Annotated in this window: 11 protein-coding genes; 3 read left to right on the top strand and 8 right to left on the bottom strand. The window is 62.7% G+C overall.

Translation table 11 applies throughout. From position 1 onward, the window contains the following. The first annotated feature begins 40 nt into the window (after positions 1-40). Both G6N67_RS20430 and G6N67_RS20425 read left to right on the top strand, forming a co-directional pair. Positions 41-1000 carry a DUF4268 domain-containing protein gene (locus G6N67_RS20430; RefSeq protein ID WP_235684053.1) on the top strand — a complete coding sequence of 320 codons (960 nt, stop codon included), beginning with the start codon at positions 41-43 and terminating at the stop codon, positions 998-1000. A 335-nt stretch (positions 1001-1335) separates the two neighbouring features. Continuing rightward, entirely contained in the window at positions 1336-2880 is a 1545-nt protein-coding gene (locus G6N67_RS20425) for an SIR2 family NAD-dependent protein deacylase (protein WP_036429306.1), read from the top strand. 105 nt (positions 2881-2985) lie between these two features. On the opposite strand, the gene G6N67_RS20420 is transcribed toward G6N67_RS20425, so the two are convergent. Both G6N67_RS20420 and G6N67_RS20415 read right to left on the bottom strand, forming a co-directional pair. After that, positions 2986-3699, bottom strand: coding sequence for a PDDEXK family nuclease (locus tag G6N67_RS20420; protein WP_036429307.1), 714 nt, complete (start codon positions 3697-3699; stop codon positions 2986-2988). A gap of 136 nt (positions 3700-3835) precedes the next feature. Further along, positions 3836-4918, bottom strand: coding sequence for a hypothetical protein (locus tag G6N67_RS20415; RefSeq protein ID WP_036429308.1), 1083 nt, complete (start codon positions 4916-4918; stop codon positions 3836-3838). A 205-nt stretch (positions 4919-5123) separates the two neighbouring features. On the opposite strand from G6N67_RS20415, the gene G6N67_RS20410 reads away from it, so the two are divergent. After that, on the top strand, positions 5124-6452 hold the full coding sequence (locus tag G6N67_RS20410) for a type 1 glutamine amidotransferase family protein (RefSeq protein WP_036434477.1): 1329 nt from the start codon (positions 5124-5126) through the stop codon (positions 6450-6452). A gap of 113 nt (positions 6453-6565) precedes the next feature. Here G6N67_RS20410 and G6N67_RS20405 read toward each other — a convergent pair whose 3' ends face one another. The 6 genes from G6N67_RS20405 to G6N67_RS20380 all read right to left on the bottom strand — a co-directional run bounded on the left by G6N67_RS20405 (position 6566) and on the right by G6N67_RS20380 (position 18965). Beyond that, positions 6566-7624, bottom strand: coding sequence for a DUF2510 domain-containing protein (locus tag G6N67_RS20405; protein ID WP_131524557.1), 1059 nt, complete (start codon positions 7622-7624; stop codon positions 6566-6568). A 120-nt stretch (positions 7625-7744) separates the two neighbouring features. Further along, positions 7745-8899, bottom strand: coding sequence for a 5-methylcytosine restriction system specificity protein McrC (locus G6N67_RS20400; protein ID WP_051578469.1), 1155 nt, complete (start codon positions 8897-8899; stop codon positions 7745-7747). A gap of 101 nt (positions 8900-9000) precedes the next feature. Then, positions 9001-10229 (bottom strand): IS3 family transposase gene (locus tag G6N67_RS20395; protein ID WP_087139964.1). Its coding sequence is split into 2 segments (ribosomal slippage): positions 9001-9917 and positions 9917-10229, totalling 1230 coding nucleotides; the frame shifts between segments, so codons are not numbered across the junction. A gap of 136 nt (positions 10230-10365) precedes the next feature. Further along, on the bottom strand, positions 10366-12195 hold the full coding sequence (locus G6N67_RS20390) for an AAA family ATPase (protein ID WP_036429309.1): 1830 nt from the start codon (positions 12193-12195) through the stop codon (positions 10366-10368). Positions 12196-12276: 81 nt separating this feature from the next. Continuing rightward, a complete protein-coding gene (locus tag G6N67_RS20385) occupies positions 12277-12639 on the bottom strand; it encodes a hypothetical protein (RefSeq protein WP_036429310.1) in 363 nt (120 codons plus the stop codon). Then, positions 12636-18965 carry an anti-phage protein ProA gene (locus G6N67_RS20380; protein WP_036429311.1) on the bottom strand — a complete coding sequence of 2110 codons (6330 nt, stop codon included), beginning with the start codon at positions 18963-18965 and terminating at the stop codon, positions 12636-12638. The genes G6N67_RS20385 and G6N67_RS20380 overlap by 4 nt, the downstream gene beginning before the upstream one ends. Positions 18966-19177 lie beyond the last annotated feature (212 nt).

The raw sequence follows: 19177 nt of genomic DNA, 5'->3' as shown, positions 1-19177 counted from the left end.
CAAATGGAGGTAGGAGATGTCGATTCCTGAGCTCGGCCGGTTGACTGTCGTCCCGCCGAGGCAGGTCTGGCCGCATGAGGCTCATAACTTCACGCCGTGGTTGCTGCAGAACGTCGATGTTCTCAGCGACCTCCTCGGCATGGACTTGGAGCTCGAAGTCGCCGAGCATCCGGTCGGCGACTTCTCCCTGGATCTCATCGGCCGGGATCTGTCCGATGACAGCGTGGTCATCGTCGAGAATCAACTGGAAAGCTCCGATCACACGCACCTCGGCCAGATCCTCACCTACGCCGCCGGCACCCAGCCCAAGACGATCGTGTGGGTCGCCACTCGGTTTCGGTCCGAGCACCGCGCGGCCCTGGATTGGCTCAACGAGCACACCGATCCCGACACGCGATTCTTCGGCGTCGAGATCGAGGTCGTCAAGATCGGTGATTCCGCCCCCGCACCCAATTTCGTTCTGGCAGCGCAACCCAACGACTGGGGCAAGCAAGTTAAGACCGCCAATGCAACAGCGGGAACTAGCGAGAAATCACAGCACTATTGGAATTTCTGGGACAGGTTTCTCACCACACTTGGTGAACGCCAGCCCGCGTGGACCAGCCGCAGAACGCCGAGCCGCGACAACTTCTATGATCTCGCCACCGGGACTGGTGGAGTCGTCTTCGCGATTGTCTTCGCCAATGATGGGCTGCGCGTGCAGCTGAACTTCAACGGGCACGCCGATCTCAATCTAGCTCGTTTCTTGGCCTTACAGGAGAAGAAGGACCAGTTCGAGCAGGCACTCGGCGAGTCGGCCGAGTGGGATGAGAAGCCCGGAATGAAGTCCACCGCAATCTATGTGAGATCGCCGTTCACCGATGTCGCCGACGAGCAGCAGTGGGGCGCCATGATCGATTGGGTCATTGATCAACTGACACGATTCCGTCGGGCCATCGAGGCAGTCGGCGGGCTCAGCTCGTTGACGATCCGCCTACCACGCGACGGGCACGCTCAATAAGCGAACCGCCGCCGGTGGGCATCAGCGCTGCGCCTCAGTGAACTCGCTGACTCTGAGCCTCCACGTGCACGGCGTCGCGTACAACGAAGCAGCGGTCAGGAAACGTGTCCCGCCTGATCGTGAACGAGGCTCTTCTGCGGTGTCGACCGATGGTCGACTTCAGCTTCGGTTAGAGATCCGAGCCGCCTACAGTAGGCCATCTGTGGTTTGGTGCCTAAGCCTGCCCGATTCGCGTGGGACTTCTAGCGTCGCTTGACCGTAAACTCGGAAGTCATCGCGTGGGCGCGACCGCAATTTCTGCCATGCCACGGAACGCGGTCGATTAGCCTTCGCGCATGGGCGGTCATCTCTTCATCATCAACGGCGACCTCACCAAGGTCGCATGCGATGCAGTCCTACTCCCAACGGATGGTCGACCAAAGATCGAGCGTGCCTGGGCCTCGCTCATCGAGGGCCGCGACCACGAAATCCCTAAGTCTCTGGCTTCCTGCAGCGTTCACCCGTTGGAAGCAAAGCGTGGACAGCCGCAGATATGGCTCGGCAACGTCGGCCACGTGGGCGAAACATCGAAGTTCTCCGCGTTTGCCCCGACGGTGCGCGAGTTCGTCGTTCGAGCCTCCGGCGAACTCAAATCCCTTGATGACAGCGACCGTATCTACCAATGGCCAAAGAAGCGGCTGGCCGTCAACCTGGTTGGCTCCGGTCGCGGCGGCGGCTCAAGAAAAAAGGGCCACCTCGTTCTGGGGCTTGTCGAAACGCTCACCTCCCTCGCTGACGAGTTCGATGTCGACATCGTTCTCGTTACATTCGGCACAAAGCCATACGCCGCCGCACAACGAGCACGGCGGGCACTGATCAGCACCAAGAACCTTTCCAACACATGGAAGTTCGCGAAAAAGGCAAACCCAGAACTCATTCAGCAAGCACGCAAACTCGCCGACGAAGCCATCAAGCACCAACTTGTCCTGTTCATCGGCGCAGGAGTCAGCGCGGGCGCCGGTCTACCCGACTGGAAAGGTCTTCTCGACAACGGCGCAAAGGCGTCAGGCTTCGACGACCACACACGAGAGCGGCTGTCCAGAAGAGATTTACGTGACCAAGCGACCCTCATCGAACGCGAGCTCGAGCGCAAAGGTGGATGCCTCAAAGAGATGATTGCAACGGACCTACGCAAGTTCCAGCGATATTCCCTGGTGCACGGGCTATTGGCATCACTACCAAGCAAGGAAGCGGTGACCACCAACTTTGACAATCTCTTCGAGTCGGCATCCAGACTTCGCGGTCGCGACATCTCTGTCCTACCAAACAATCCCCGCGATACCGATGGTCACTGGCTATTGAAGCTACACGGCAGCATCGACGAGCCCGCGAAAATGATCCTCACACGTGCAGACTATCTGAGCATGCCCCGCCAGTACGGTGCGCTGATGGGACTTGTTCAGGGCCTGCTGCTGATGCGACGCATGGTCTTTGTTGGCTATTCCTTGGGAGACGAGGACTTTCACGAACTCATTGACGAAGTACGGGCAGCAAGGGGCGATAGCTCCCCCGAGGTCGGCAAAGGAATCGCTCTCACACTGCGAAATGACAAGCTCGACAAACAGCTATGGGAGACCGACCTCGACATCGTGCCCATGATGATGGGCGCCAACGTCGACATACCGAAGGCAGCAAGGCAACTCGAACTGTTCCTCGATCTTGTCGGCTACCTCTCCACCACGGCAGCAGCCTACTTCCTTGACGAGGACTACGACGACCTCTCGGAGAGTGAGCAGGAGTTACGTGACACCCTGCGCGACTTGGCAAAGCGCACGGCTACGAGCGACCTCGACAGCGTCGGTCACCTGGTCAAGGAGTTCCTCGAGGGACTTGGCGCATAGCCGACTCCGACGGTCGACGCACAAAGCACCCAATGTCGAGAGGTTTCATCGCGCGACTGAGCGACAACTTGGACGCGTGAAACTCGTCGTCGAATCCGGTGAAGGTCACTTGATCTCGGTAAGGTCGATCGTCACGCTGTACAGTAACCAGCTGGTTTCCACACCATACTTCTTGGCAACATCCTGGACCAGCTCGGCGAGACGCTCATCAGGTTGGCCAGTGACAATTAACAGCCGAGCACCTGGTCGGCCTTCGCTCTTCGCCTGCGCCAAAAGCGCTTTCATGTATTTGGCCGATTGCGCAACGACCCCTTGGTCGGCGTTGCCTGCCTTGAGCTCAAACCCGACAAGCTCGTCGGACTTTTTGTCCACCGCAAGGAGGTCGATACGGCAGTCACCCGCGATGCGTACCTCTGGGCCGCGGATCTGGAGGTTGTTCTTCTTGCAATACGGCAGCACGTCCTTGTTCATGAAGAGGAAGCGCGACAACTGCTTCTCCTCATCGAATAGATGCCGTGGCAGCTGGTACCCCGGAACTGGCGCGCTGCGGTCAAAGAAGTGGATCCTGGTCGCCGAGGTATTGCTAGGATCGGTGAGCTCAGGGTAGGTCGCGATTCCGCAGTCCATCAGGCGCTGCTCCAACGTCTGCAGCAGCTTGGCCGAGCTGCGCTCGTAACCGGCTTCCCGTACGAGCGTTCCAAGCTTGCTGTCGGGGCTTTGCGAGAGTGACCGTGTGGCCTGGGGATTGTCGTCGATGCGCTTGCGCGTTTTGGCGACCAGCCGCTCAAGACGATCTTCCTTGCTGACCAGTTTCGGCATCCTGCCGCCCCTCCCATCCTGCTCGCTGGGCGTTTCCTAGGCTGGAAGCGTTCCTATCACAACTTCGGCCCGGCCGGTGGCACCTTTGTCGGACGCAAAACCAGCACGGCGATTCGCACAGACCCGTCGCATTCCGTCACTGGTCATCTAGCAACTTCTTGAGTTTCTTGGCACCAGCTCTGCCCGCCGCCGATGCGAGCTTTGTCGCCTGTCCCGCAGATGTTTTCGCTGCATTGATGGCCGCTGTGCGTGCTGCTTTTCCGCCGTCGTCGGCACCGGCCACAGCGTTCCCCTCAACTGAGTTCTCCCCTCGAGAGCTCCCACCTTCGAGGGCTTGTTTCGAAATCCGCGCAACTTCCTCGTAGCCCGCTGCGACGGCGGCTACGCGGTCTTCAACGTCCGTTGCGTCGACGGGCGTCTTCACTTTTGCCTCGGCGGTAGCGCGCTGAAGCTTTTCATGTGCCCGTCGGCGCCGATCCTCCGCAGCAGCAGGAGCTTCGTCGGCAGCCTTCTGAGCCTCCCGGCGCCTCTCGGGTTCGGCAACAGTTTCGGACAAGCGGCTTGCGGTTGAAGCGGTCCGCTTCAACCTTGCCTCTACCTCCACTAGGTGATCGGCAATCTCTTTGATCTGGGCATCGGCATCGGCAATGAGTTCGCGATCGGCCGGTCCGGCGTCGGGCTTCAAATCCCGTATCCCAGCCGAAACGTCAGAACTGAGGACGGCTTGCTGCGCCGCAGTGAAGACAAGCCGCTCCAATTCCAGTTCACCGAACATTCCGTCCTGGTGGGCACGTCCCGTTCGCACCGTCCGCGCCGAGCGATAGATCCGTCGCATAGTCGACTTGATCTGCCGCGGCGCACTGTCATAGTCAGCTTCACAAATGATGTAGCCAGCCTTCCGGCGATAGTCCTCAGCGGCCAACCACAGGTAGGCGGCAACGACAGTCGCGACAACGACGACAACGAGCGCACACGCGATGGTCAGGAGAACACCGAAGATGCCCCAGGCCCACACCGCCGCAACTCCGATCGCCGCCACGACGGCTACCGACCCGAGAGGTATCCATGACAACCAACGCGTCAGCTTCGTTCCAGGATCTTTCATGTCCGGGTCGACTGCACGACGCCGCAACTGCTGAAACGCGCGATAGAGAATGAATCCCCGGGCCCCGGCACCGACCAGCGTGATCGCAGTACCGGCTGAAAAGTTCCGACTCACCCGAGCATCATTACATTGGGATGTGACATCAAGAGCCCGAAAGCTGTTCCGGCGCATGTTTGTCCGTCGAACGTATGACACGGTTTGGTTGAGCGATGACAGCTGGCACTCCTAAGCCTTTGCCTTTCGATGGCGTCTGTCGTCAGTCACCCGCAACGGGCGCTTATTCACTTAGACTGCCCGAGCACGAGCAAAGGGGATGCAGATGGCAAGCGATCTTGAACCGTCGAGCCCGAAGCCGTCCGACTCTTCTGGCGAGCTTCCCGCAGTAGTGCCACACGAAGGAGAGGTGGCCGTTTCCGTCCAGCCGGAGGGACTGCTCGTTGCGGGCGATCCGTCGGAGATCGAAGCCTACGTAGAACGCGTACGCGGTGTCGCGGGGCGTGCAATCGGAGTCATGGGAGTAGACAAAACGACCCTCGGCAACGCAACTGGTCTGGCCGCTGGCGCAGCATCGTTTCTCGGGCAGTCGGCGAAGTTTGTGCAGCTGCACCCCGAGAGCCTCAAGGCGATTCAGAAAGATCAGCTGATCAAAGGCACAGGCGGCTTCTACCGGATGATGACGCGCGGTGCGGACAAGAAGTTCGTCAGCCAGCTGCAGTGGAAGCCTGTCAACCTCACGCCGGTGCGGATGATGTCGCTCCAGATGGTTGCGGTGCAGATGGCCCTGAAGTCGGCGATCGCGGAGGTCGAAGAGTCCGTGCAGCGCGTCGAGGGCAAGGTCGAGGAGGTGCTGCGCCTCGCCCACGCAAACCGGTCCGGTGACGTGCTGGGTGATCGCGTGACCATCGACCGGATGGCCGCATACCTCGATCGGCACGGATCTTTCTCGGATGCCGACTGGGATTCGATTGCCGGCATCGGGCCTGCACTCAACCGCACCGTGGAGCAGCTCCGCCATCACGCCGATCGGACATTGCAAAGCTTCGACCCCACGAAGCCGATTCAGGATCGCGCAGACTTCATCGTCAAAGCCGTCGACAACAACCAGCTCGGCGAGACGCTGAGCCTGCTGGTGGTTTCTCAAGAGTCGTTGTTCAAGTGGCAGCGACTGCGGCTGGCCCGGGTCGAAGCGACCCAACCCGAACACGTGCAACAGGTGCTCGACGACGCCCGCGACTTGCTCGCCCGCCAACTGGTCGAAGACGATGCGTTGTTCCAACGTGCCAAAGGAATTTTGGACGCCGTCGCGAAGACGGAGGCCATCGACGGCTTTCGGTTCTGGTCGGTGCAGGGACTACAACGGAGTCTTCCCATGCTGCGCGCCGACCTCGACCGGTTCGGCAAGGCGCGGCGCGCGCACATGCAGGAGTGGCAGGAGTTCAAAGCCCCCACTGCACGCGACGCCGCGAACGCGGCAGTGGAGCGGGTAAGCGACACCGCCACCGTCGCCCTCGGGGTTGCTAGTGACACTGCCACTATGGCGCTCGGAGCCGCGAGTGAAGGTATCGACAAGCTCGGCGGACTTCTCGGAAGGGCCAGGGGCAAGAGCAAAGTGTGGCGGCGGGAAAAACCGAACGCCGACGATGACTAGACTTAATCCTTACTGCGCTCAACGGAACGGTTTGCACCGTTCGCGGCCAAGTGAAACTGAGGATTACGTTGGATTGCTTCGGGCAAGGTCGTAGCGCTGACAAGCGCACACCGCTACGTGATCTTGGGCGCGACGTGCTCGGTCCACCTAATGCCGTCCCAGTACCGAAACATCCGCGGATCGCGAGGGTCGTCGTACCACGCCGCAGGCGGCCGCGGAGGCGCAACGGGGGAATGCGACGACTGATCACGATCCCCGTCGTTATAGGAATGACGCGCCGTAGGTTCGACCGTTCCGGCAACCCCGACAGACATGTCGTACCGCAATGGATCATCTTGCGTTGCCACGAGCTTGGGAACCGTCACAGCTTCACCGTCAAGCACCGCGGCGTCGGCTTCGTTCGCCTTCACACCGTCAATCCTCACTTCGGCAGCGACAGTCGATCCCGTAATATCACCCCAGCACGCCGTGAGAAGCCCTCGCGATTGAAGGTGACGAATCATCGGCAAGAAGCGCTGGCTCATTTGTGGTGTCAATTGTCCGATGCGTTCATCGTCGATTCGGACTTCCACGATCGACTTGCCCGAGGATCCGCGTCCGGATGCGGATTCATGGAGAGTGACGAACAGCATCCCGTAGCCACTGGCCGGCACAAATCTCAACAGCGCGTCGCTATGGTCTTCTTCCTTCGTCACCTGGACGATCGTCGATCGAGGTATCAACGTGTACGCACCGCTCGGTGGGTCGTTGATCGGCAACGCGGTATGGGGTTCCCCCAGCTTCAGTTGGATCTTCGCAGCGAACTCCTTCGGTGGGTCGCCATCGCCATCCCAGTTGTCCCAGTCAACGGCGTCAAACGCATACACACGTCCGGGGACTACGGGGACGTATCCCGACGCGATAACGCGCCGAACCACATTGGCCCACTGCCGACAATCCTCTCGCGGTAGATAGCCCACCGTTCTGCCATCTGCACGCACAGAGATCGCCCACGGATCATGTGGGTTATGGGGTTCTGGGATCAGTTCGAAGGTTCGCCGGACCTCCGTGCCGCTCGGCGACCAGTCTGATGGCAACAACTCATAAATCGCTGCTCCATAGGATTTTTCGCCAACAATGTCATAGTCACACCACGTGCCGCGCTGCTGGCTCCAGAGTTGGTATGGTTGCACTTTCCACCCGCTTCACAGCTGCAAATATTCCATCTGGAGCGTAGTTGCACAGACGTCGTTCCGGCGCGAGATCCAAAACCCAAGGTAGCGTTGTCAGCCCACTAATTTCCAGCCGCCGGTCTAGCCGACTAACACGCCATTGAGTTCATGGGCCGCTTCCGCGACAGTGACAGGGATCCGCTCGAACCGGACCGTTCGACCGTCCCGTGTCAGCCACGGGCCGGCACTGTGTGCCACGGCTTCGTCGCCGTCACTCGGCGGGTAGGCCAGGACACCGAGCGGCACGTCGTGGCCCACAAGATACGCCGCGAGCTGATAGAGGTCGCCCCGATCGACGCCGCTCGGACTACCTGCCCAAGACCGCAGACGCTTGTACTTGGCGTCGATCACCGCGCGTAGTCTGCCATCAGCGTCTCTGATCAGGATGTCAGGTTTGAGTCGACCCAAAGACGCTGCGCCCATGCTTGATTGCAGCAGAAACCCGCCTTCACGCTCCGCGGTACCGTGTTCGACGCGACTTGGTCCGAACGCAGTTCGAGCGCAGTGCACGAGGAACAGCTCCCACAGCTCCGCAACGTCGATCAAGACACCGGATACGTCGGAGCCGGTCGCCGAGGTGAAATGGCCTTGGCGGCGGGCGATCTCGTAGGAGAGCTGGGTGACTCGCTGATAGCGGCGGCTGATCGGGGTGTACCGGACTCCCCGAAGTTCCAGACGATCCGGCAATTGAGGATGAGAGCCGACGGCCCCACGGAGTTGCCCGAGAACCGTCTCGGTCAGTGCGGGACGCCACGTCGGCTTCCCGGGCAGCAGCGACCGCAGAACCCGGTCAGCCAGCACCAACACCCGGGACACCGGATTATGTAGATCGCGCTCGTTGCGCACCATCGTCACCAATGGCCGGCCTGCCGCACGATGCCGAACGGTACCGGCAATGTCGAGACGACCACGAATGAACGCGTGGTCGTGATGGGTGGCACGTCGCAGTCGGGGTGTCCCGTGCCGTGCAGCGTCGGCGACCGCCGACGACCAAACTCTGTCGATGATCTGAACGATGAGCGGACCATCGGTGGCTTTCGTCGCAGTGTTGGGCACGGCAGTCACGTTGAGCGCATGAGCGAGCCACGCCCCAATCACATCGATGCCGAGCCGTGGCTCGATCCGCAGTTCGCGGTCTTCGAACCGAAGCTCGCCGATATAGCGCCCTGTCCACCAGGTTCCGTCTGTGTCGCGCGAGAGGGCGGCGTCGTCTTCGTCGTCGGCACGTCGTCCCATGCGGTCACTGAGCCGTATCACGTGGTGGTCATCGCCCAGGTGATTCGCCAGGCCCGCCAGCCATGGGCCTTGCCCCCGTGTAGTGGACACGGGATTTGTGGTTACGCCGCTTCTGGCAGCGTAGCGGTTTCGCGGACGCGTTCGTAGGTGGCGGGACTGGAATAAGCGCAGCGGGAGTGCCGTCGCCTCAGGTTGTAGCGGACCAGCCAGCGGAACACTTCACGGCGGCAGCTGGCGGCGTCGAGCCACTGGCTGCGGTCCTGCAGGATTTCGCGTTTGAGGGAGGCGTTGAACGATTCGGCGAGCGCGTTATCAGCACTTGACCCCACCCCACCCATAGACTGGACGACGCGCAGATCTGCGCAGAGTGCCGCGAAATCCTGTGAGGTGTACTGACTTCCGTGATCTGAATGAAACACAGCACCCGCCAGTGATCCACGCAGCGCCTCGGCGGCTTTGAGGGCATCTTCGACCAGTTCGGTGCGCATATGATCGGCGATCGCCCACCCCGCCACCCGCCCGGAGAAGCAGTCGATCACCGTCGCCAGATACAGATTCGCACCGGTCGCCAACGGCAGGTAGGTGATGTCGCCGACATACTTCTCGTTGGCCGCCGCGGCGGTGAAATCCCGGCCCAGCAGATCCGGGACCTTCCGCGTGGCCGGATCAGCCACCGTGGTCTTGACCCGTCGTCGACGGCGGTAACCGGCGATGCCGGCATCGCGCATCACCCGGGCCACCCGTTTGTGGTTGACCCGCTCCTGCTCGGGGGCACCGTCGTTGAGTTCAGCGGTGATCCGCGGCGCCCCGTAGGTGTTGTCCTCGTCGTGGACGGTGCGGATCCGCGCGGCCAGCGCCTGGTCAGCAGCAGCACGGGCGGCGCGCCCGTCAGCGCCGGCCAGCCAGGCGTAGAACGAGGAACGCGCGATCTCCACGACCGCGCACAGCCACTTCACCGGGTAGGTGTCGGAGTGGTCGGCGACGAACTGAAAGCGGCTCACCAGTTCGTCTCCCCGGCGAAATATTTGGCCGCCGACCGCAGAATGTCGCGCTCGGTCGACAGCCGAGCCTCGGTGGCGCGTAACGCCTTGTTCTCAGCCCGCAGCCGGGCCAACTCCTGCTCCGGGGTCTCTGCGCCCGCCACCGGCCCATCGGCCGCACTGGGGTTGCGATGCCTGATCGGCACTCCCGCGGCCTTGCACCAGGCTGAGAGCGTCACCCCACTGATGCCGAGCTCCTCGGCGATCTGGGTAATCGTGGCGCCCTCGGTATCTCGGTACAGCGCCACCGCATCCCGCTTGAACTCGTCCGGGTAATTCTTCCTTGCCATCGGTGTCGATCATCTCGCTTTCCCCGCCAATCTTGCGGGATTCAGCGTGTCCAACACACGGGGTCAGGGCCCCATTGATCTTCCGCAAGATCAGCTGCCGTGTGTGCCGACAAATCCTGAAGGATTACAGGGAAATTCATGCTTCTTTGCCGGTCAGCAGCACAGCCTTCAACCGTTCGCATTCGGCGGTCGCGACATCGATATCCAGACCGGCCAGATACTGCATGACCAACGGCTCCAACGAGTAACGCCACAAATCCGTCAACGGTGGCCGTGGGACTCCTGCCTTTGTCCACAGCACACCGCCGGTCAGTGACTTGCGGCCGGCCAGCCAGTTCTTCACGAAGAAGGCGGTGTCGAAGAAGTATGACTGCCCGAGCTCATACTGCGGCCCGAGATGCGGGGAAGCACTGATCGCCTTATTCAAGAGTTCTGCGTGGCGGGCCAGCTTGGCCATATCCTCCGCTGCTCTATCCCATCCCCATTTCTTCGGGAGCTGGTTAGACCACCGCTGTTCATTGACGGTGAGAATTGCGGTGGAATCGAATGTGACAGGCCTCCAGAAGAACCTCCGCCGCAAGGCGAAGTCGAGCTCTTCGACGGATTGATCAATCAGGTTCATCGTCCCGATGACGTAGAGGTCTTCGGGCAGCGCAAGTTTGACGGGTTCGGCGTCCTCATCGATGCCCGGTAACAGCACTGATGAACCACGATTCTCCAAGAGGCTGAACGCCTCGCCGAACAACCTGCTGACGTCACATCGGTTGATCTCGTCCAGCACCAGAACAACCGGAAGCCGTTCCGGTTCAGGTACTGTCGCCATTTTCGCGATTAGGCGTGGGAGCAATCCCTCGACGAAAACCGTACGCCCATCCTTGGCAAGTCGAAGACCGCGGATGAAGTCCTCGTATCCATACCCTGGGTGTAGTTGTACCCAATGAATGTTGGCGGCAACGCGCTCGTCAAGCTGGTCTTGGTCGGTGAAAAACTTGGCCGCACCCCACTTCTTCAGTGCAGCCCGTCGTATTACCTGGTCGGCAAGTTGTCGGGTTCGATAGGTCTTGCCGGTACCGGGCGCGCCGAAGAGCACCATCTGCTTCTTGTGCAGGAACAGATCGAGATCGCTGGAACCTTCCGACTGCGCTGCACTCGAATCCCAGATCGTGCGAAGCGGTGCGTAGTAGAAGTCGATGACATTGCCGGTGCCCGAGGGGTTCACTCCCAGATCAACCAACCGATTGCGGATCATCAGGAGTTGCTCATCTAGGCCCTCGGGTGCCCCGTCGCCTAGGAACTCTTTAGCGAACGCCTCGACGATGTTTCGCTTGTGGGTACTGCTCGAGATCCGTTCAAAATCGTCGGGTCGTAGTAAGTGCAGCAGGATATGACGCATCTCGCGTACCGCGATGCCCTCAGTGACATCGTCGGCGAAGTCACGGAGCTGCCACGGGTTGTCGAGCAGTTCACGCTGCTTCTGGCCATCGCCGACAGCCTTGAACCGCAGGCAGAAGTCGATGAGGTATCCGAGCTGCTGATCTCGGTTGATGTTGTACCCGACACCAGGATTGGCAATCCCTTCACCCATCGTGTCGAGAATGCGCTGCCATCCGGGGGGATCGGGCTGCTCCTCGGGCGCAACCGCTTTGAGCGTCGCCCTTTTCAGCGAAGGGCTGATCGCGCCCCGTGAGATGAGGAAGTAGACGGCGAGAAGTTCAACCGCCAGCCACTTCACGTCGTCATCAGCGGTGTTGAGTTGCTGAGCCAGCTTCTGCCCAAAGTTCTGCTCGGCACCAACAATCGGGTTGACAACCAACCGCTGCCGGAGTTCTTCGAGATTCGCCGGCGTCCACACTGCGCGGTCCTGGAAGAGCATGGAACCTGACTCGAGCAGGCAGGTTGGTTTCCAGTCGTCGACAAATGAATCAATCAGCTTGCGGGAGGATCCCGCGTCTACGTACCGTGCCATTCGCAATCAGGGGCGCGATCCGCGCATGGCAGATGCAGATCCCCGTACCCCTTTCCATTCGTCGTGCGATTCGGATGTCCCTCAATCTCCCTGCAGTTCCAGCACAGTCGGTCGCGTCGACCGGATATGAACGTCCGGGAACTTCGCCAACAGTGCGCACACGAACGCCGAGCGTTTCAGGTTCAGCTCGTTGAGCAGTTCCTGTTGGCTCAGCTCTCCACTGTCGCGCAACCGTTCCCACGCCGCGGCGATCATCCACGCTGGTACCCGCTGCTGTCCCGTCCCGCGGCTCAACGACCGTTCGGTCGCCACCAGCACGCCGTCGCAGTCCACGGCGACGATGCGATTCAGCTTCTTACTGGACAGAGTCAAGATCACCATGCCGGGACCGATCACCTTCGACACTTGGCCGTACAGCTCGTCGTCGAACTCGGTTGCGGTCATGCCACGACCACGATGCCCGACGGCAGCTGTTTGAGCGTCCCCATCACGAGTGCCCGGTCCAACGCCTCGGCCAGCCGCGCGCCAACGGCCGCAGTGCGGCGGCTACCCCCGAACATTGCCAGCGCATCCCGCTTGAGATCCTCGACAGCGATACCGCCGGACTGTTCGGCCACGACCGCCATCGCATTGCCGATCTCCACCAGACTGATCTCGCCGAGCGGCCGGCCCTCACCCTTCTTTGAGGTCCGCACGGTCCGCCAGCTTATCGGGTCAACCCCGCTGGGCCAGTAGAAGTCTGGATCGTTGGCGCGCAGGTAGCGCAGGGGCACGACGCGCTGGATCGCGACCCGTCGGGCCTCGGCAACCTTGCCCAGACTGAACGCTCCAGCCACGAGCTTCGCCAGGCGATCGCGATGCACCGGCCCTTCGGCTTCAATGATCGACTCGACCACCTTCACCACCTGCGACTCGTTGTACGCGCTGTGAATCTCATCGAGCACACGAATATCGCCGACGACGATCGGCATCCACGCGGCGAAGTCCACCAGGTGGGCGTGACGCCGCGGTGCAACGGGCGGCGGAGGCGGTGCAGTAGGCGCTGACCGGAACGCGAACACCTCCTCCGCCGCCGATAACGGAGGTGGCGTCACCACCGGCTCGATCACGACCGGTGGCACCACGATGTCCTCCACCGGCGGTTCCGCCAGCCGCCGCTTCGCGGCACCCACCGCGTCCCGCAGGCGTGTGACGGTCGCCTCGCGCTGGCTCAGCCACTCAGGTAGCCAAACCCGTTCCACGCCAGGCCAATGCAGCAGCCGCGACAGCACCTCGACCGGCAGCCCGTCACGGTCGCCGACAGTCCGGCGGCCATACCACTCGGTCCCATCGAGCAGCACCGCCACCAACGGCCGATCCGGTTCATCTGGATCGGCGATCACCAGGTCGACACGGAAGTCGGACAACCCCACATCGGCCGTCACGACAAACCCCGACCGCCTCAGTTCGGCGGCGATATCGTCGCGGTGCCGGTCGATCACCGCGTTACGCCGACCGCCCTGCGTGATGGTCTGCACCCCCCGCTGCGCCATCTCCAGGTACGCCCGCAGATGCTTGGTTCCGACCTGTGTCGTCTCCTCGGCGCGCAGCTCCGCCGGATCGAAACTCGCGTATAGCACCACCTCGCAGCGAGCCCGGGTGATCGCCACGTTGAGACGACGTTCACCGCCCGGCCGGGACAGTGGCCCGAAGTTCAGCGGCACCACGCCCTTGTCGTTCTTGCTGAACGCCACCGAGAACAGGATGGTGTCCCGCTCGTCGCCCTGAACGTTCTCCAGGTTCTTGACGAACAGACCGTCGGGTTCGTCGAGGGCCTGCACCAAGCGCTCATCCCCAGCGTCACGCAGCAGGTTCTCGATGAGGTCACGCTGTTGGGCATTGAAAGTGATCACGCCGATGGACGGCGCGGTACCGGGTGACGCGGCGAACCGGTTGCAGATATCCGCCACAATGCGATCGGCTTCGATTCGATTGGTACGCAGCGTCTTCCCTCGCCCGGACCGTTCGAACTGCCCATCGACGCGCACCAAAGAGATGCCGTGCCCGGACGCCGGACCCAACGGTGCTGGGAACGAGGCCAGTCGGCCGTTGTAATAGTGGATATTGCTGAACGCGATCAGCGCCTCGTCCTGGCTGCGGTAGTGCCAGGACAACCACTGCTGCGGCACCAGCGATTGCACGCATTCACTCAGGATCGACTCCTCATCGGCGACGACCTCGGGGTTGGTGTCTTCCTCGCCATCGTCGACGGCCGCGTTGGTGTCGGCGAAACTGGTGGGGGGCATCTGCTTGCTGTCTCCCACCACCACAACCGATTTCGCTCGGCCCATGGCGCCGATCGCATCGGCGACACGGATCTGCGAGGCCTCGTCGAATACGACGATGTCGAAGATGTCGGCATGGGCCGGGAAAAACCGGGCCACCGAGTCGGGGCTCATCAGGGTGCAGGGCAGGATCTGGGTAATCAGCTCGCCGAAGTTGTCCATCAGTGCGCGCACACTCAGACCGCCGCGTTTGCGGTCCAGTTGCCGCTTCAGCAGCCCGATCTGGCCGCTCTCGGTGTACGCGTCGAAGGTGCGTCCGGCGAGCAGCCGGGCCGGGATGGACCGCCGCAGCTCGTCGCGGATCGCCGCCGAGCTGGTGGTGAACCGCTGGACGGCCTTTCCGTGTGCGGTCACGTCAAACTCGCTGAGCCCGCTGGCCTCCAGGCGTTCTGCCACCGACGCCATCGCGACACCACGGTCGAACGCGAGGCTGGCGTCTTCGGCGACGATCTTGCCGGCGAGGATCTCCGTGCGGGCGTTCGCCATGTCGGCGCGCACCAGCGGTTCGACATGCTGCAGTAGCGCCACCCACCGATGCACGGAATCCGGCGATTCCAGCCGGCGGGCGCCGCGGCCGGCCCACCAACGCTCGATGAACCCCTCGCCACACGTCGTACCGGTGGCTGCAGTCAGCTGCCGCCATCCGGCCGGCAATGCCTGCAGGGTAGGCGCCAATGTACCAACCGCAGTGTCGCTGTAGAACTTTCGCAGATCGCCCAGGCGCGGGTCCGTCGGATTCGTGGATAGCACCTGCCCGACCCTCCGCATGGCGGCCAGGTTCCCGATGAGGTGCGCGGCATCGGCACCCTCGAACGGGTTCCAGGGTTTGTCGAACAGCGCCACCGGCAGCGCGCCTACCCGCTGCCGAAGATCGGCAACCACCGCATGGCTGTTCAGGAGATCCGCGGTCAGTGCCGACAAGGTCTTGAGATTGACCGTGGCGGGATCGACGGACAGCACGCCGGTGAGTTGTTCCAGGACGGCGCGGCGACGCTTCTTGCGGCCGAAGAACCCGGATTCATCAGCGGCGGCCGCGGCCGCATGGATGGCAGGAATGTCGAGATCCATGGCCGCGGGCATGGCAGTCGCCAACCATGCCGGCTTCTGGTGGTGCAGCCCGGCCAGCACTTGTTCGATGCCGGCGATGTAGTCCTGCCACTGCGGGGTGCTGAGGTTGTCGAGTGCGGCCAGTGGAAAGCGCGGCTCGTTGGTCATCCGGGCCCAGGTATCGATGGCATCGGGGCTGTCCCACTTCCCCAACACATCGACCGCGATGCCACCGGCGTGAAGTTCGGCCAGAGCAGTGTCGAACGCTACCGCGGCGGTGTGAATTGCGGCCGGCTCCAGCCCCGCTGGCGGGACGGTATCGATGAATGCCCACGGGTGGTCTGGGCGCGGACGCGCGTCGTCGAACTTTTCCGGCAGAGTTCGCAATGCCTGCGCCACCGCGTCGAAGAGGGCGGGATCAGCGTTGGCGACAAGGCTTCTCGGCACCGCCAACGGGGTGATGTCCTGATCGGCGGCCAGCTCGAAGGAACGCGCGGTGTAGAGGGACTGGCCGACGGCGTTGGGCTCGTGCAACCGGTCGGCGTAGCGGGCCAGGCTGTGCCGGCTGGATTCTGCAACTTGCAGTTTGGTATGTAGCAAGTCGGCGTCGTGGCTCAGCCGCAGTTCGAGCGCGTTCTTGATCTGGGCGCGTACTGCGGCGGGGCGCGCGGACTTGTCGTGGATGTCCAGGGACAGCTCTCCCAGGCCGACGCTTTCGAGCCGCTTCTTTACGACATCCAGGGCGGCGCGTTTCTCGGCGACAAACAGCACCCTCTTGCCCGTAGCCATCGCGTGGGCCAGCAGGTTGGTGATCGTCTGCGACTTACCAGTACCGGGGGGCCCTTCAAGGACGAAGGTGCGGCCAATGACGGCATCTGCGACGGCACGCAGCTGGGACGCATCCGCTGGGACCGGCACGGCGGCGTTCAGCTCGTTGAGGTCCACATCGGCTGTGGCGGCGACGGGGTCGATAAACGGGTTCTGCGGGTTGTCGATGAGGTGACGCACCAAGCTATTGCGGGACAGTGCTTTCCACGATTCGTCGAGGTCTTTCCACAGCGGGAACTTGGCGAACTGCAGGATGGCCAACTGCGCGGTGTCTTCGACGCGGAACGGCAGCTGCGCCTCAGCGATGGCATGACGCACCGCGTCGAAGGTGCCGGTGAGATCGATGCCGGAGGCGTCCTCGTCAGGTTGGGCCAGTGCGGGGATCTCCAGACCAAGTGCGGTGCGGAGCTTTTCCACGAGGCAGTAGTTGGGTGTGGAGGCGCCGGTGTCGTCGATGGTGATGCCGTAGCGTTCACCGCGGTTGGTGGTGCTCAGCGTCACCGGCACCAGTACCAACGGTGAGCGCAGCGCACGGTCGTTGAGCTCCCACGTCAGCATGCCGAAGGCCAGGTAGAGGTTGTTGGCGCCGGTCTCTTCGCGGATCGTCTTCGCCTTGTTGGCAAGGTATCTCAGCTTGGTCTTGTAGGACGCTGCGGTGATGTCGATGTAGGCGCTGTGTTTGTCGGCGAGCAGGATCTCGCGTTCCTGCTCGGGCAGGTCACGGCCGAAGCGGACCCCGCGGGCGATATCGACGTTCTGCACTTCGTCGGACCCGAGGAGGTTGATCCGGGCACCGGCGTTGACGGCGTCCTCGAATCGGCTCAGCGCGGGAGCCGGCACGTCGAGGCGGTACCCGGCGCGGTCGGTGTAGTTGATGAGCTTGTTGCGCAGACTCAGGTCGAGCAGCGCGTTCTTCCACTGCCGTACGCGGGCGGGCACGGTCTCGGTCTGCGCGACGGCTTTGGCGCCGGTAGCCACGTACGGCTCAAACACCGGTCCGGCACCCGGCTTGTATTCCGCGACAACGACATTGCCGTCGGCGTCGGTGCTGCGGCTGGGCAGCGGGTAGATCCGGGCCTGGCGGGCCTGCCGGACATCGGTGATGCCCAGGACGGTGACGAGGTCACCGGCGAGGTGCCGGGTGCGGGGCGCGCGCCGCGCATCTTCGAACGAGGCGTCCGGGGCGGACTGGGTGACCATCGTGGTTTCGATGAGCCCGATGTGGTCGAGGTCGACCTGGTTGACGACTTCCACGGGTTCGGTGGTGGAGACGCTGCCGAGTGCCCCGTCGATACGCCAGTAGCCGAGGAACGCGTGACCGCGGACCAGCCAGATGGTGGAGTTGATGCCGCACTGTTCGAGCACCGCCGCCATCACCAGGGTGGTATCCAGGCAGGTACCGAGGCGCCCGTCGAGCACCTCGGCGGGGGTGCGGACCTTCTGCCCGATTTCGCCCCAGCTGGCTGGCGGTTCGGCGTAGCGGATGTCGCGGGTTTTCATGGCGTCGAAGACGGCGTGGGCGATGGCGTCGACGCGTTCGGGGTTCTCGCTCTGGTAACCGTCGATCGAGGAGTTCCCGGTGGCCGCTTGCAGCCGGTCGGAAACGTCGAGCATCAGGAGAGCGATGGCGGCGGCGTTGGGCTGGATATAGGCGGCCAGGATTTCCAGCGCGAGTTGCGGCGGGGTGGCCTTCCATTGGTTGGCCGCCAGGATGGTGACCTCTTGGGTTCTCTCGGCGAGCACCTCACCGGCGTTGCCACGCAGCACGACCCGGATGTCGCCGGGGCGTTGTTCGTCGACCTGCAGCATCGACGCTGGGTCGAGTTTGAGGTCGACCGAGTTCAGGACGGTCGGCTGGTGGGCCAGCAGGTCGAGGTGGATTTCGGCCGGCCCGCCGTGGGAGCCTTCGGCGCTGACGACGTCGACCTCGACGACGGCGCCCTGGCGGTCGCCGCCGGTGTTGTCGACAGTGATGTGGTCGATGACCGGGATGCGGCAGTGGGCCATCGCGTAGCTGAGGTCGGAGATCGCGGAGATCTTGATGCGTGGCGCGTCGACGGCGGGCGCGGGTGGCGGCGCCGTGGCGGGTCCAGGCTGGGTGACCGGTGCCGGCGGCGCGACCTGTGCGGCGGTGACGGGGGCGACGGACGCCTTCAGCTTGTTGACGCGGGCTGCGACGTCAGTGGCGCCGATGGCGCGCAGCAGCAGCTCGGCCGAGTCGATGGCCCGGTAGGTCTCAGCGTCGCTGAACTCGCCAGTGTGGGCCCACTTGTTGCGGACCTCCCGTAGCTCCTTGGCGTAGATCTCCGCCTGCCGGGGCATCGCGCGGTTGAAGGGGTAGCCGAGATCGCCGAGGCGTTCGGTCATGGCGCGCAGCATCAGAGCCACGTCGCGACTCTGATAGTCGCCGCCACGACGACCATTGGCGGCGTCCTTTGCGCGCAGCAAGTCGGCCCAGTCGGTGCCAGGCGGAATGATGCGGTTGAGCACCTGTGTGACGAATGGTGAGAGGCCACCGGCCAGCGTGGTCAGCATCTGTCCGATCAGTTGGTGACGGTCAACGGGATTCACGGCTCACACCCCTGATTTCATGACGCCTTGCAGATTGCAAGCGACTCGCGTATTGACTGCAGATGCCACCGACGAGCACCCCCACACAGCAGCAGAAACATGTAACCACGGACCGGCCACTCGAGGGAGTTCTTTGCACGCGTTAATTTGCCGCCGATGGTAGCGACCGGGGGCGATGCATCGCCCGTCAAGGGTGCGCCCAGGGGTCAGGC

Source organism: Mycolicibacterium mageritense (genome assembly GCF_010727475.1).
GTDB classification, from domain to species: Bacteria; Actinomycetota; Actinomycetes; order Mycobacteriales; family Mycobacteriaceae; genus Mycobacterium; species Mycobacterium mageritense.
Note: the sequence above shows the minus strand (reverse complement) of the source record. Positions and strands in the feature narration are given on the sequence as shown.

Coding starts and splice junctions, on each gene's coding strand:
- G6N67_RS20425 (WP_036429306.1), top strand. CDS start 1,336: ATGGGCGGTCATCTCTTCATCATCAACGGCGACCTCACCAAGGTCGCA.
- G6N67_RS20420 (WP_036429307.1), bottom strand. CDS start 3,699: ATGCCGAAACTGGTCAGCAAGGAAGATCGTCTTGAGCGGCTGGTCGCC.
- G6N67_RS20410 (WP_036434477.1), top strand. CDS start 5,124: ATGGCAAGCGATCTTGAACCGTCGAGCCCGAAGCCGTCCGACTCTTCT.
- G6N67_RS20400 (WP_051578469.1), bottom strand. CDS start 8,899: ATGGGACGACGTGCCGACGACGAAGACGACGCCGCCCTCTCGCGCGAC.
- G6N67_RS20390 (WP_036429309.1), bottom strand. CDS start 12,195: ATGGCACGGTACGTAGACGCGGGATCCTCCCGCAAGCTGATTGATTCA.
- G6N67_RS20385 (WP_036429310.1), bottom strand. CDS start 12,639: ATGACCGCAACCGAGTTCGACGACGAGCTGTACGGCCAAGTGTCGAAG.